A 14,340-nucleotide genomic window follows, 5' to 3' on the forward strand; every position below is an offset into this window, starting at 1 on the left:
TCGATGGCGCGGGGCATCCCCGCCGCATCCCGGTTACCCTGAAAACGGAGTGAGAAATGATTGAATCCAAGTTTGTTGACCAGATCAGTGCCAAAGTCGGCGTTTCACCGGCACAGGTCTCGGTCGCGATTGAGCTGTTCGACAAGGGCGCCACGATTCCCTTCGTGGCCCGCTACCGGAAGGATGCCACCGGTAACCTTGACGAAGTGAAGCTGGAAGCCATCGAAGACTTGAACTCCCAGTTTATCGCACTCACCAACCGCCGGGACGCCATCCTCGACAACATCGAAAAGCAGGGAAAACTTACCGAAACGCTCAAGAAACAGATCCTGGACTGTTGCGACGCCACCGTGCTGGAAGATCTGTACCTGCCCTATAAGAAGGCGCGTAAGACCAAAGCCACCACGGCCCGGGAGCAGGGCCTGGAACCCTTGGCCGACTTCATCTGGGCCCAGGCGGCTGGCGAGCGCTCGCTGGACGAAGAGGCCGCGGCCTACGTGAACGCGGAAAAGGGCGTGGCCGATGCCGCCGCCGCCCTTCAGGGTGCGCGCCACATCATCGCCGAGCGCATCTCGCAAGACGCCGAGTTGCGCCAGCATACCCGCCAGGTGTTTCACGCCGAAGGACAGCTCACGGCATCCGATACCAAGAATGCCGAGGGTCAGAAAACGAAATTCGAGGCCTACTATAATTTCAAGGAGGCCATCAAGAGCATCCCGTCCCACCGGCTCCTTGCCGTGCTCCGGGGCGTCCGCATGGGCTTCCTCCGCATGGAGCTGGCCGTCAACGAGGAAACAATCCTCGGCGACATGCGCGCTCGATTCATTAAGGATCCCGCCTCGCCCTTTGCCGGGCTGCTCTCCGAGACGATCGAAGATTCTTACAAGCGACTGATCCAGCCCGCCATCGAAAATGAAGTGATTCAGCAGGCCCGCAAACAGGCGGACGAAGAAGCCACCAACGTGTTCCGCGAGAACGCGGAAAACCTGCTCCTCGCTTCGCCCGCCGGCCACAAGGCCGTGCTTGGCGTGGATCCCGGCCTTCGCACCGGTTCGAAGCTCGCCGTGATCGATGCCCAGGGCGGTTATCAGGAAAGCGCCACGATCTACCCCACGGAGCCCAAAAACGATGTAGCCGGTGCCGCGCGCACCCTGCTGGAGCTTGTGCGCAAGTACAATATTGAACTCGTCGCCATCGGCAACGGCACGGGCTCCAAGGAAATCGGCCGCTTCATACGCACCGTGCTGAAAGAGGCCGGTCTGGCCGGTATCACCATCGTTCTCGTCAACGAAGCCGGGGCCTCCATCTACTCCGCGTCCCAGGTTGCCCGCGACGAGTTTCCCGATCTCGACCTGACCATTCGCGGCGCGATTTCCATCGCCCGCCGTCTGCAGGATCCTCTGGCGGAGCTGGTCAAACTGGAGCCGCGCCACGTCGGCGTGGGCCAGTACCAGCACGACATCAATCAGAAACAACTCCGCGAGGGCCTTACCAAGACCGTCGAGTCCTGCGTGAACCGCGTCGGTGTCGACTTGAACACGGCCTCGGTGGAACTGCTCCGTTATATCAGCGGCATCCAGCAGAACACCGCCCAGAACATTGTGAAGCATCGCGAGGCCAACGGCGCATTCCAGAGCCGCGCCCAGTTGAAAGAAATTTCGGGCGTGGGGGAGAAGACTTTCGAGCAAAGTGCCGGCTTCCTGCGCATTCAAAACGGCGACGAGCCCCTCGACCAGACCTCGATTCACCCCGAAGCCTACGGCGTGGTCGAGGCCATGGCTTCCGCGCTCTCCGTCAAGAGCGCCGATCTTATCCGCAATTCCGAATTGCTGAACAAGCTGGATCTCAACACCTTTGTGGGCGACACCATCGGCAAACTTGCCCTGACCGACATTAAGAATGAACTCCTGAAGCCCGGTCGGGACCCGCGCCAGGAATTCCAGGCCCCCAAATTCCTCGACGGTGTGGATGACGTGAAGGACCTCGAAATCGGCATGATCACCGAGGGCGTCGTCACCAACGTCACCGACTTCGGCGCCTTCGTCGATATCGGCGTCCATCAGGACGGACTGATCCACCTGTCGGAGCTCGCCAATCGCTATGTGCGCGATCCCCACGAAGTCGTCAAGGTCGGCCAGATCGTTCAGGTCAAGGTCATTCAAGTCGACAAGGACCTCCGTCGGGTCTCCCTTTCCATCAAGGCCCTTCAGCCCCAGCCGGAGGCCCGCGCCCCCCGTGCAAATCGGGGCGAGGACAAGCCCGGTGGCGACGCCGCGGCCACGCGAGATCGCCGACCCAGGCCCGCACGCCCCGAGGGTGGTCGACCCGCCGAAGCCAAGCGGAGTGAGGGGGGCGAACGCAGCCAGCGGCCCCCGCGCAAGGGCGAGAACCGTAAGGCGCGAGGCGACAAGCCCCGCACGGCGCCCAAGCCGGTCCAGCCCGCCCCCAAGGAGCAGATGAACACGCTGCTTGCGGACCAGTTGGCGGCCCTTCGAGAGAAGTTTAATTCCTGACACGCGAGCGACACAACCAACAAAACTGCGAATTCTGCACAATCCTCCTTGACTTTTGGCCCGGACTATGCTACCCTCTCCACGCTTGTGACCTCGGTGGACCCGGTCCGGGGATATATACTCAATGCCGTATGGCGCGTCGCCTGCGGCCTTGTGGACCGGGGTACCTCGACCCATCCCGTGCTCGTCACGCGCCGGATCGCCGGTGCGGAGGGTACATTCAAGGCCTCGCCCAGGCGTGAAGCCCGATTTTGCAGGAGTGTATTGCAGTGAGCATGAATAAAAAAGACGCCAAGAAATTCGAAAAACTGTTGCTGACGGAGCGTGACCGTCTCAGTGGCAACGTTCGAAATATCGAAGATGCTTCCCGTTACGAGTCTGGTCGCGACAACAGCGGCGATCTCTCCAGCTATGCGGAGTCGGGCACGGACAACTTCGAGCTGGAAACGGCGCTGAACATCGCCAGCGGCGAATCGCACTGGCTCAATGAAGTCGCCGAAGCGCTGGTTCGCATCGAAAACGGCTCCTACGGCACCTGCGAAGGTTGCGAGAAGGAGATTCCCCGCAAGCGGCTGGAAGTGTTTCCTTCCGCCCGCTTCTGCGTAACCTGCCAGAGCGAAATTGAGAAGCAGAAAGCCTACTGAGCGATCCACAGGATTTCGGCCAGGCGCTTCGCGGATTCGGTAGTTCCCGCGGAGCGCTTTGCTGCTTGACGGGCCATCTCGCCTCCTTCGGAGGTGGATGTCCCGCGCCCCGCCAAACCCCCTGGAGGCATTCCCCGCCATGTATCCTTCCATTTTCCATTGGGGCCCCATAACGCTCCACTCCTATGGCCTGATGATCGCCCTGGGCTTCATCACCATCCTGTATTTCATGCAACGGGACGCGCGCCGCGTCGGAGTCGATCCCAACGCCATCGGGGATACGGCCTTCTGGACTCTGATTCTCGGCGTGGCGTCGACGCGCCTGGCCCACATCATCATGTTCCCACAGTTTTACTCCTGGAACGACCCCATCGGCTGGATCAACGTGACCAACGGCGGCCTCGTCTTCCAGGGCGCCATCCCCACCGCCATGGTTTATATCTACTGGTCCATGCGTCGCAGAAATATTTCCTTTCTGGTTGTCGCGGACATCGTGCTGCCCTATGTACCTATCGCCCAGGCCTTTGGCCGGATGGGCTGCTTCCTGAAAGGGTGCTGCCACGGCGCACGGGCCGACGATCTGCCCTGGGCCGTCCGTTTCCCCGAGGGAAGTCCAGCCTTCAGCACGCACCAGCACGTCTATGCGAATTTTCCCGCCGATGCGACCTGGTCCTATCCGGTGCATCCCACCCAGCTCTACAGCATCGTATTGCTCCTGTGCATCACCGGGCTCCTGCTCTACTTCCGAAAACACCGCTCGTTCATCGGCATGTGCCTCCCGCTCTATTTCGTGTTCTACGCGATCAAGCGATTTATCGTCGAAATGTACCGTGGCGACGGCAACCCGACGCACCAGTATTTTGGGTTGGACCTGACGACCCAGCAGTGGTTTTGCGTGGGCATGATGGTCTTCGGCCTGGTCACCTGGTTTCTGATGTACCGATTCCGGGACCGCGCGGCGGATACGACCTTCCCAAAGCCGCCGGAACCCGGAGCCGCCTAAAAATTGGACTGCCCGATCCGTTTCGGTATACTTCGCCTCGGGGGGCGTGTGTCTGGGTTCAAGGCCGGGAGGGCCTATGTGGCGTTTCGCACAGGTTTCTGACCCGCATCTGGCGAGTCAACGAGACGGTATCTGGAATAATCGGTTTCTATGCACCATGATGCCGGGCGTCATGGAGTGCCTGGCCCGTGATCTCGCCGTCCTGAAACCCGACTTCCTCCTCGTCACCGGCGACATCGCCAGCACGCAGACCCGGGAGGCCATGCTTGAAGCGCGGGACAGCATGGAAAGTCTCGGTTTTCCGTACTATCCCATGGGTGGCAACCACGATTTCGTGTTGGAGGAATCCCGCGACTGGTTTCTGGAGGCGTTTCAGCATCGCCTCCCCGTACCTCAGACCTACTACGCCTTCACACACAAGAATCTCCATTTTTGCGTGCTGGATGCCTGGTGGATGTGGTCGGACGGGACATTATGCGAGGTGAGCGAAGCCAGCGTAGCCCGGGACTTGGACACAACCCTGAAGGGTGCCCGGTGGGCTATCCCGCCCCATCAACTTACCTGGCTTGCAGAGGATCTCCGGCAGAATCCCGACATTACCACGGTAATCGCCGTCCACTACCCGGCCATACCCATTCCAACGCGCCTGCACCGGCCCGACTTCAATAATGGCGGCTGTCTGGAAAATGGGGATCTGCTTATGGAATGTCTGGCGAAATACCCTCAGGTGAAGGCTATTTTTTCAGGGCATGTTCACCTGAACTTCGTGGAGCGGCGCAACGGTATCACGCAGGTGGTAACCGGGGCGCTGCCGGAATTCCCGACGGAATATCGGGATATTCGCGTCTTCGAGGATCGAATGGAAATTCAGACCCTGGGACTGAGCGATCCGGATTTCGCCGCGCGTTCGCTGATTGCGGGAAAGAACTGGACAGCGGGGGATAGCGAGGACCGTAAGGTCATTATTCAGTTCTGAGGGGTGTCGCCCGACTTCGATTCCGGCGCCGCCAGCGAAAGCACCACGACCATTTCCTTGCCCTCGCCCAGCTTCAGTCCCTTCACCAGTACCTTTTTTCCGGGCTGCAACAGCAATTCCGTGGTCAGGGCGTTGATTTCAGTGCCGGGCGTCTTGGTCGAAGGCATGGTGATCGTGATCTTCATCCGGTAGCGACCATCCTTGGTCGGGACGGGGGGGCTGGCGGACAGGGTGTACTGCTCGTTAATCGCGGCGCGGTATTCCTGATCGTCCGTAAAGGTGTGCTCATCGGTTTTGAGTTTCAAGTACGTATCGAATTTGAGCGACTTCACCGCATCCTTCACTTCGTCCAGGCCCGGATCGAAGTGGGGGGCATCACGACCCTCCGCATGGGCCTCCATCGCCCAGATCTTGAACTCGGCGGAGTCCCCGGCTTCAACCTGAAGGGGGGCGAGTAACAGGGCGCCCATCACCAGGGCTGCCTTCCAGAAAGCCATCGTCAGATATCATCCTTGCCGACACGGACATTGATGGACGTGACACCGCCTTCGGGCGTTTCGACATGAACCGAAGCCCCCTCAATATCCGTTGACACGGACTCCACTTCGTTCGCCTTGGCGGGGCCGGGGCCCGTAAACATGGAGAAGGTGGCCAAGGCGATCACCAGCGCGGCCGCGGCCAAACTCATCAACGCCCAGATACCGCCCGAACGGCGGCGGGGCTCGTGAATTCCAGCCCTGATACCTTCCATGAAGGCGGGGAACTGCTGGTCGCTCAAAACGGGGGTGGCCAGGACGGGCGCAAGAGAATCGCGCCAGACGAGGAGGGACTTGCGGTGGGCCGCACAGGCAGGGCAGGACGCCATATGGGCTTCCACGGCGCTCTCATTCCGCGCCTCGCCGTCCACGAGACGCTCCACGTCTTTGAACCAACTGCAGGATTTCATAGCGTACCACCTTCCACGAAGCCCAGAAGCGCGAGTTTATTCTGCAGCTTCTTTCGGGCATGATGCAAACGGCTCATCACCGTACCTTCACTACACGCCATCACCTCCGCCATTTCTTTATACGACATATCTTCGAATTCCCGGAGCACGAACGCCATTCGGTGCTTGGGAGGCAGACCGTCCAGGGCCTGCTGGATGGCGACGCCGAGCTCCGTGTTGCTCAAGGTCTGACCCGGATCCGACTGGCTCGCGAAAAAGTCCTGTGTTGGCAGGGCGTCCATGGAGACCGTCGGCACGCGCCGCTTCTTAAAATGGTCTTTGCAGTGGTTCGCGGCGATCCGCAGCACCCACGTTTTAAAACCCGACTCGCCCCGGAACTGGCTCAGCGAGCGGTAGGCTTTGATGAAAACTTCCTGGGACACGTCCCAAGCCTCTTCCCGGTTGCGAAGGAAGTGGTAGCTCAGGCCGTAAACATCGTTCCGATATCGGCGAACCAACTCTTCAAAGGCCGCCTCCTCTCCGGTGCGGGCACGGGCGACCAGCTCCGAATCCTCGGCTTCTCGGGGGACCGTACTGATATCCAAGCGCTCCTCATCTGCGGCCAAGTTGCCAAACAGCAGTCTGACGTCCAACGATAGACTCATTCGCAGGGTCTCCTCATTCCACACCACCAGACGCCGCCGCAACCCCGGTATTCAAAATATTTGCGCCGAACTTCAGCGGCGCTATTTTAGCACGGAGCCGTCCGCTCGAACACACGGGAATGGCTTCGCAGGGGGCCGGAGCGCCCAACGCGACCCTTGCAACACATCGGCCCGCCTCCAGCCTGCCCGCTTTCACCCTTGAAACGTGTCGCATTACTCCGGGGGCATCTGGTAGACTTTCCATGTAGCAGGATGGGGTGGAGTGTCGGCTGACGTTTGTTGTCAGTCTGGAGCGATACCCCGTCGGGCGCCGCAGCAGTCCGGACCGGCCCTCCCCATTTCGGCGCGGTCAGTGGAAACAGGCCCAAAATTGCCCCATGGCAGCCATGGCGGCCAGACTTGGAGATCCCATGCAGAATAAAAGCAGCAAGAAGGAGTTCTTTGCGCTCCTGACCTTCCTTACGGTTTTGACATTGTTGCTGACCAACGGCTTCGCCCCCCGTATTCATGCCCAGGGCGGCGAGGCGGACATTTATCCTCAGGTCGAACCGATTGGCGAAGTCCTCACCAAGATTCTCGACGAGTATGTGCGTGAAGCCGACATGGATCGGGTCGTCGAAGGCGCCATTTTCGGCATGATGAGTGCTCTGGGCGGCCACAACAGCTATATTCCCGCCCAGGCCCTCACGGAAATGCGGGAAGACACCCGGGGCGAATTCGAAGGTATCGGCATCTCCATCAAGGAGGAAAACCGTCAGGTCGTCATCTTCACACCGATTGAAGGAGCCCCGGCCGCCACGGCGGGGCTGCTGCCGGGCGATATCATCGTCGCGGTGGACGGAATAACCACGGAAGACATGTGGAAAGAAGCCGAGTCCAATCCCGCGTTCAAGATTGTCAACGCCGTTGCGGACAAAATACGCGGCCAGCGCGGTACGGAAGTTAAGATTACGGTCTCCCGCGTTGCTCCGGACGCCTCGGGCACCCAGCAACTCGATTTCATGGTGAAGCGCGACAAAGTTCCGCTGGAAAGCATCCGGGAAGCCCGCGTGCTTCCGGACGGCGTCGGCTATATCCGCCTGCGCGATTTTAAGGACAATTCCGCCGCCGATATCAAGAAGCACCTCATCGAATTCAAGAAACAGGGCATGACCTCCTTCGTTCTGGACCTCCGCTGGAATCCCGGTGGCCTCTTGAACGCGAGCGCTCAGGTCTGTGACCTCTTCCTTCCCAAGAAGTCCCTGGTGACCTACACCAAGGGCCGCGAACAGGCCGATGGCAAGGCCAACGTGGAGAATGTGCAGCTCTATACGGAGCACGAGCCCGTGTTGCCCCTGGACTTTCCCATGGTCGTACTGGTCAATGGCGAGACTGCGAGTTCCGCCGAGATCGTGACCGGCGCCCTCCAGTATCACAAGCGCGCCCTGATTATCGGGGAGAAGACCTTCGGCAAGGGAAGCGTGCAGACCATCATCCCCTTGAAGCGTCCCGCCCAGACGGCGCTGCGCCTGACAACCGCGCTTTACTACACGCCGGCCGACGTGACCATCGACCACCAGGGCATCCTGCCGGACATTGAAGCGGCCATGCCGGAAGAGGATGTCCGCGCCCTGATCAACCAGCTCTACCGGACGTTTGAGAAAGACCACACCCAGAAGAACGCCCAGAACCACGGGTCGGTCACGGGCCATACGGTATCCGTCGTGGATGAATCGGCGAACGCCGAAGAAGAGGCTCTTCTAGCTCAGGTGGCGGCCTTCTACGGCGAAGACGTATCCAAGACCCTCCGGGAGAGCATCAGCCTCAAAGAACGTACGGACAAGACGGTGGAAGATCTGCCCCTCTTGAAGGCGGTCCAGGTGATCAAGGAGTCGGCCGACTGGAAGGCCACCTTCGAGAAATACCACCGGGATGTCAAGGAAACTCAGATTGCCGCTTCGGAAGATCTGAGCAAGCCCGAGCCCGGCAGTCTCGCCGAGATTTACCAGCTCGAACAACCGGCCGCCGAACCGACGCCGTAATCCGGCGCCACCGGCGTTCACTCATCCGCCATGCTGATTAAACGGCAGCGGGCCGACAACCTTCACGGTTGCGCCCGCTGCCTCGGTTTTCAGCCTGGAATCGTGGCAACTTGACGCAAATCTTAAACCTGAACACCAAACGAACGGAGTTTCCATGCGCACAGACGGACGTCGTCCGGACGAATTGCGTCCCCTTTCTTTCCAGCGCCACTTTACGCGCAGCACCCCCGGCTCGGTCCTGGTGGCCTTTGGGGGCACCAAGGTTCTGTGCACCGCCAGTCTGGAGGCCAAAGTACCGCCGTGGCTTCGCGATACGGGGAAGGGCTGGGTAACCGCCGAGTATGCCATGCTCCCCGGGTCCTCGAAAGAGCGAATCCACCGCGATTCCAACAAGAAGGGTCGGGCCCTGGAGATCAGTCGCCTGATCGGTCGCTCCCTGCGCGCCGTGGTCGACCTGGAGGCCCTGGGTGAGCAGATGATCACCCTGGACTGCGATGTGCTTCAGGCCGATGGCGGCACCCGAACCGCGGCTATCTGCGGCGCCTATGTCGCGCTGCACGACGCGGTGGCGAGCCTTATCGACGCCGGTATGATCACGGCGTCCCCCTTGCTCAGCCCCTGCGCGGCCGTGAGCGTGGGACTGATCGGCGGCGAAGCGCTGCTGGACCTCTGCTACGAGGAAGATGTGGTGGCGGGCGTGGACATGAATGTCGTGATGAACGGGGAAGGCGCCCTGATCGAGGTTCAGGGCTGTGCCGAGGGGGAGGCCTTTTCCCGCGCACAAATGAATCAGATGCTGGACCACGCCGAAGCCGGCATCGCCCGCATCGTGGAAGCCCAGAAGGAGGCCCTGAGCCATGGCTGATGTACTCTTGATCGGGTCGGCAAACCCCGACAAGGCCCGTGAACTGGTGGAACTTATGGCGGGACTTCCCTGGGAGGTCCGCAGTTTGAAGGACTACCCCGCCGTGGAAGAGCCGGAAGAAACGGGCACGACCTTTGAGGAGAACGCCCTTTTGAAGGCGCGATATTACAGCGCCCACTTTGGCGTGGCCTGCGTCGCGGACGATTCCGGGTTGGAAGTGGACGCGCTGGATGGCGCGCCGGGAGTCTATTCTGCCCGCTATGCCGGCGAACATTGCTCGTACGATGACAACAACGAAAAGCTGCTTGATGCCCTCGAGGGTGTTCCCTGGCATGAACGAACCGCTCGTTTTCGCTGTTGTGCCGCACTGGTCATTCCCGGCGAGGCGGAATTCCATGTGGAGTCGGGTACGGTCGAGGGTTACATCGCCGCCATCATCGAGGGCGATCAAGGCTTTGGCTACGATCCGCTTTTTGTGCCCCGGGGCGAAGAGATCACCTTTGGGCAGATGACGCCTGCAGAAAAGCATAAGATTAGCCATCGCGGGCGCGCCTTCAAGCAGATGCGTGCCTACCTGGAAAAACGTCATGGAGCGAATTGAAGCGAACCCCACGTCGATTGCGCGCGCCGTGGAAGCCCTGCGCGCGGGCGAAGTGATCGCCTATCCGACGGAGACCGTCTACGGTCTCGGTGCGAATCCTTTCGACGCGGGGGCCATGGAGCGCCTGTTCGAAGCGAAGGGCAGAGACCGGAGTAATCCCATCTTGTTGATTGTGGCTTCACGTGCGCAACTTGATCGCGTGGTGTCCGGTGTCAGCCCCCAGGCGCTGGCGTGTATGGACGCCTTCTGGCCGGGCCCGCTCTCAGTACTCTTTCCTCGCCATCCGTCCCTGCCCGACCTCATCACCGCCGGAAGCGACAAAGTCTGCGTGCGCTGTCCGGGCCACGACTGGGCGCGCACACTCTGCGAAGCCTTCGGCGGGCCGGTCACCTCGACATCGGCAAACCGAAGCGGCTCACCCGTTGTTCAGTCGCTTGATGAATTGGATTTACCCGGCGTCGATCTCGGTTTCGATGGGGGGACGCTGGATTCTTCACAAGCCTCCACCATTCTCGACGCCGAGAGCGGCACAATTCTGCGGGAAGGTGCGATCGCGCGGGAGGAGATCGCGCGGATTCTGGGATAGGACGGATGAGACCGATAGGACGGATTGTTTGTTTAATCCGTCGTATCGGTCCAATTCGTCGTATCAACTTCTCTCCGGTCACTTGTGAAGCGCACCATGGCGGAATTACAATACCCGCTGGCCCTAAGACCCCGAATGAAAGTACCCTCCCATGAAACTCGCCTTTGGCTGCGACCACGCTGGCTACGAAGCTCCTGAACCCTTTTACGCTCCCGAGATCATCGAATACCTGGAATCGCTCGGACACAGCGTGGAACACGTCGGCACCTATGGTCCGGACTCCGTAGACTATCCCGATTTCGCGGCCAGGGTCTGCGCCAGAATTCTCGATCACTCCGCCGATCTGGGTATCCTGCTCTGCGGCACCGGCATGGGGATCAGCATTGCCGCCAACCGCCATAAAGGCATCCGGGCCGCCGCGTGCGTCACCGAAAAGATGGTCCGCCTCGCGCGGGACCACAACAACGCGAATATTCTCTGCGTTGGCAGCCGGGTGTCCACGCTGGAAGAGTGCAAAGTCCTGATCAAGCTCTTCCTGGAAACGGGCTTCAGCGGCGGGGAACGCCATCAGCGACGGATCGACAAACTCGACAGCCTCTGCTGAGCGCCCCGGTGTATCGTGAGCACTTCGCAGCAACGGGTGGCTGGGTTCCGCGGGCAAGAGTGAATAAAAGGGCCCCTTACGACCTATAAGACGCATTCGATCCATTCATCATGAGCGGTATGACCGTGGAGTTCAATAAATGAGCGCATTGACGCCCCGTGAAATCGTGGAGGCCCTGGACCGGCACATTGTCGGCCAGCAGGAGGCGAAGAAAAAAGTAGCTATCGCCCTGCGTAACCGCTGGCGACGCAAGCAGTTGCCCGAGGGGATGCGCGATGAGGTCGCCCCGAAGAACATTATCATGATTGGCCCGACGGGCGTGGGCAAGACGGAAATCGCCCGGCGCCTTTCCAAACTGGCTGACGCGCCCTTTATCAAGGTGGAAGCGTCCAAGTTTACCGAAGTAGGCTATGTGGGCCGGGACTGCGAGTCCATGATTCGTGAACTCACCGAAGTGGGTGTCAAGCTGGTGAAAGAAGAGATGCAGCGGGATGTTGAGGAAGCGGCGAAGGCGCGGGCGGAGCAGAAGCTTCTCGATCTGCTCCTGCCACCCCAGCCCTCTGGACCGCAGAAGATTTTTCGACCCAGCGATCCCTATAGCGGCGACGAGGGCCCGGCCCGGAACGTTGAAAGCGATCCCGAGACCCGGACCCGTGAAATTCTTCTGAAAAAGCTCCGCGCCGGCGAAATGGATCAGCGCGAAGTCGAAATTTCGGTCAAGGAGAACACGGCGGGGCCGATGCTTCAGATGTTCGGCGCGTCGGGCATGGAGGAGATGGGGGCTAACCTGCAGGAAATGATGGGGCGCATGATGCCTCAGAAATCGAAACGGAAGAAAGTGAGCGTGGCGGAGGCTCGAAGAATCCTCGAGCAGGAAGCGGCCCTCGATCTGATCGACATGGAATCCGTGACCGCGCTGGCCGTGGATCGCGTGGAAAACGCCGGTATCATATTCCTGGACGAAATAGACAAGATTGCCGGTCGGGGCCGACAGGGCAGCGGCCCGGATGTATCCCGTGAAGGGGTGCAGCGCGACATCCTTCCCATAGTGGAGGGCAGCACCGTGATGACGAAGTATGGCCCCGTGCGCACCGACCACATCCTCTTTATCGCCGCGGGCGCTTTCCATATATCCAAGGTCTCCGATCTCATTCCCGAGCTTCAGGGACGCTTTCCGATCCGGGTGGAGCTGGACAACCTTGGTGCAGCAGATTTCGCCCGTATTCTCCGGGAACCCGAATGCTCTCTTATCAAGCAGTACCAGAGCATGATGGCTACCGAGGGGGTGACCCTGGAGTTCGAAGAAGAGGCCATCGACGCGGTCGCCGAGTTCTGCCAGCGCGTGAACGACGAGACGGAGAATATCGGGGCGCGCCGCCTGCACACCTTGCTTGAAAACCTGCTGGAGGAAATCTCCTTCACCGCCCCCGAACGTCCCGGTGATGTGCTCCGGGTTGATGCCGCCATGGTTCGGGAGCGGTTGACGCTCAAGGTCGAGAACCACGACTTGTCCCGGTACATTCTGTAGGTCTACGCAGACTATCGAGATTTGTGGCGCGGAGGCTTTCCAGCCTCCGACTAGCAGGAGTCACCCATGAAACGTTTCACCTGGCTCGAAGAGCATGGCGCGGCGGTCGCCTTCATGACCGGCGTGGCCGACGGCGATTGCGGATGGGAGGGATGTGTCTCGGGCAGCCGCGACACCTTTTTGCGTGGCGCCCCGATTCCTTCGGACAAGCTGGTGGTGCTGCGCCAGTGTCACGGCAAGGTCGTTCATGCGGTACGGCCCCAGGATGCCGGAAAAGGAGCCCTGTCACGAGAAAGTGCCCTTGGGGATGGCGATGGCCTGATCACCGCCTGTCCGGGCATTCCTCTTGGCATCAACGTGGCCGACTGTGTTCCCGTATTTCTGTGTGGGGGAGGTGTCGTGGGGTTGATTCATGCGGGTCGGGCAGGTACGGAACTTAATATTGCGGGGCATGCGGTGGACCGAATAGTCCAGGAGTTCGGCGTGCCCGCCGCGTCACTTTTCGCACTAATCGGCCCTTCGGCCGGTCCCTGTTGCTATCAAGTGGGGAAGGAAGCCCTTCAGAAGTCCGCCGAAGCGGGGTTGGTGGTGGCGGGGGATCGCCTGGACCTGTGGGAAACGAACCGGAATCAATTGCGCGCCTCGGGGGTGCCGGATGCGCATGTTTCCGTGGACGGTTGTTGTACGATCTGTCACCCTGGGTACTTTTCGTATCGTGGGCGCGGCACGGCGGAACGCAATCTCGGTGTAATCATGGGGTAGAGGCTCGGGATGCGGGCGGGGCAATCCGGAACCCGGCAAGGGGGTAAGCTGCTAGAAATACACCATTTACTGATTGCACCGACCCGATTCTTTATGCTACACTACGTGTTCTGATAGTGCGACTTCGCGAACGAGTGGGTCTTGGCCCACTTTTTTTATTACATTTCAGAGGTTACGTGTGAGTAAAGAGGAACTGGTTCGGCATTTCTGGGAGCGCTATGACGCCGAGATTGCCGAGCAGGGTTACGAGTTGGTGGAAGTGGAGATCGCGGGCCAGAGTGGCACGCGCATACTCCGCCTGTATATCGACAAACCCGGCGGCGGCATCGGCCTGGCGGACTGCACGGCGGTGTCCCAGTTTCTCAATCCGCTCCTTGACGCGGAAGACTTTATAGCTGAGAACTATATACTGGAAGTATCCTCTCCGGGCATCGACCGCCCGTTGCGGAAGCCAGGCGACTTTATCCGGTTTGCCGGCGAGGAAATCACGGTACTGACCCATTCTCCCCTCCAGGGACGTAAGAAGTTTACGGGTATCCTGCGGGGCATTGAGGATGGGTTGATACAAGTGGATTGTGAAGAGACCTCGTTTGAGATTCATCTGGAGAATCTCAAGCGCGCGAATCTGAACCGGTAGAAATGGAAAA

Annotated in this window: 15 protein-coding genes; 12 read left to right on the forward strand and 3 right to left on the reverse strand. The window is 60.1% G+C overall.

Annotated features, from left to right (window positions below):
- The first annotated feature begins 56 nt into the window (after nucleotides 1–56).
- The 4 genes from JNK74_02935 (at nucleotide 57) to JNK74_02950 (ending at nucleotide 5,136) form a co-directional block, all read left to right on the forward strand.
- Nucleotides 57–2,513, forward strand: a complete 2,457-nt coding sequence (locus JNK74_02935; GenBank protein ID MBL7645125.1) for an RNA-binding transcriptional accessory protein — start codon at nucleotides 57–59, stop codon at nucleotides 2,511–2,513.
- A 275-nt stretch (nucleotides 2,514–2,788) separates the two neighbouring features.
- Nucleotides 2,789–3,157 (forward strand): TraR/DksA C4-type zinc finger protein, encoded by a 369-nt coding sequence (locus tag JNK74_02940; protein MBL7645126.1) that lies wholly within the window; start codon nucleotides 2,789–2,791, stop codon nucleotides 3,155–3,157.
- A 139-nt stretch (nucleotides 3,158–3,296) separates the two neighbouring features.
- Nucleotides 3,297–4,160, forward strand: coding sequence for a prolipoprotein diacylglyceryl transferase (lgt, locus tag JNK74_02945; GenBank protein MBL7645127.1), 864 nt, complete (start codon nucleotides 3,297–3,299; stop codon nucleotides 4,158–4,160).
- 76 nt (nucleotides 4,161–4,236) lie between these two features.
- A complete protein-coding gene (locus JNK74_02950; protein ID MBL7645128.1) occupies nucleotides 4,237–5,136 on the forward strand; it encodes a metallophosphoesterase in 900 nt (299 codons plus the stop codon).
- Here the strand turns inward: JNK74_02950 and JNK74_02955 are convergent.
- From JNK74_02955 to JNK74_02965, 3 genes are read right to left on the reverse strand one after another with little or no spacing between them, the layout of a single operon-like run.
- The gene (locus JNK74_02955; protein ID MBL7645129.1) at nucleotides 5,127–5,633 is read right to left on the reverse strand and encodes a hypothetical protein; all 507 of its coding nucleotides are present in this window, start codon (nucleotides 5,631–5,633) and stop codon (nucleotides 5,127–5,129) included. The genes JNK74_02950 and JNK74_02955 overlap by 10 nt on opposite strands.
- Nucleotides 5,634–5,635: 2 nt before the next feature.
- The gene (locus JNK74_02960; protein MBL7645130.1) at nucleotides 5,636–6,082 is read right to left on the reverse strand and encodes a zf-HC2 domain-containing protein; all 447 of its coding nucleotides are present in this window, start codon (nucleotides 6,080–6,082) and stop codon (nucleotides 5,636–5,638) included.
- Nucleotides 6,079–6,726 (reverse strand): sigma-70 family RNA polymerase sigma factor, encoded by a 648-nt coding sequence (locus JNK74_02965; GenBank protein MBL7645131.1) that lies wholly within the window; start codon nucleotides 6,724–6,726, stop codon nucleotides 6,079–6,081. Before JNK74_02965 ends, JNK74_02960 begins: the two co-directional genes overlap by 4 nt.
- Nucleotides 6,727–7,136: 410 nt before the next feature.
- On the opposite strand from JNK74_02965, the gene JNK74_02970 reads away from it, so the two are divergent.
- The 8 genes from JNK74_02970 (at nucleotide 7,137) to JNK74_03005 (ending at nucleotide 14,330) form a co-directional block, all read left to right on the forward strand.
- A complete protein-coding gene (locus JNK74_02970; GenBank protein ID MBL7645132.1) occupies nucleotides 7,137–8,747 on the forward strand; it encodes a S41 family peptidase in 1,611 nt (536 codons plus the stop codon).
- 154 nt (nucleotides 8,748–8,901) lie between these two features.
- Complete coding sequence (gene rph / locus JNK74_02975; GenBank protein ID MBL7645133.1) at nucleotides 8,902–9,612, forward strand: ribonuclease PH; 711 nt, start codon at nucleotides 8,902–8,904, stop codon at nucleotides 9,610–9,612.
- Nucleotides 9,605–10,213 carry an RdgB/HAM1 family non-canonical purine NTP pyrophosphatase gene (gene rdgB, locus JNK74_02980; GenBank protein MBL7645134.1) on the forward strand — a complete coding sequence of 203 codons (609 nt, stop codon included), beginning with the start codon at nucleotides 9,605–9,607 and terminating at the stop codon, nucleotides 10,211–10,213. The genes rph and rdgB overlap by 8 nt, the downstream gene beginning before the upstream one ends.
- Nucleotides 10,200–10,799 (forward strand): threonylcarbamoyl-AMP synthase, encoded by a 600-nt coding sequence (locus JNK74_02985; protein MBL7645135.1) that lies wholly within the window; start codon nucleotides 10,200–10,202, stop codon nucleotides 10,797–10,799. The genes rdgB and JNK74_02985 overlap by 14 nt, the downstream gene beginning before the upstream one ends.
- A gap of 151 nt (nucleotides 10,800–10,950) precedes the next feature.
- Entirely contained in the window at nucleotides 10,951–11,403 is a 453-nt protein-coding gene (gene rpiB / locus JNK74_02990) for a ribose 5-phosphate isomerase B (GenBank protein MBL7645136.1), read from the forward strand.
- A 139-nt stretch (nucleotides 11,404–11,542) separates the two neighbouring features.
- Nucleotides 11,543–12,931, forward strand: coding sequence for an ATP-dependent protease ATPase subunit HslU (gene hslU, locus JNK74_02995; GenBank protein MBL7645137.1), 1,389 nt, complete (start codon nucleotides 11,543–11,545; stop codon nucleotides 12,929–12,931).
- A 66-nt stretch (nucleotides 12,932–12,997) separates the two neighbouring features.
- A complete protein-coding gene (locus JNK74_03000; protein ID MBL7645138.1) occupies nucleotides 12,998–13,693 on the forward strand; it encodes a polyphenol oxidase family protein in 696 nt (231 codons plus the stop codon).
- A gap of 178 nt (nucleotides 13,694–13,871) precedes the next feature.
- Nucleotides 13,872–14,330: a ribosome maturation factor RimP gene (locus tag JNK74_03005; GenBank protein MBL7645139.1), complete on the forward strand. Its 459-nt coding sequence runs from the start codon at nucleotides 13,872–13,874 to the stop codon at nucleotides 14,328–14,330.
- Nucleotides 14,331–14,340: the final 10 nt, after the last annotated feature.

This window comes from Candidatus Hydrogenedentota bacterium (genome assembly GCA_016791475.1).
Lineage (GTDB): Bacteria > Hydrogenedentota > Hydrogenedentia > Hydrogenedentales > JAEUWI01 > JAEUWI01.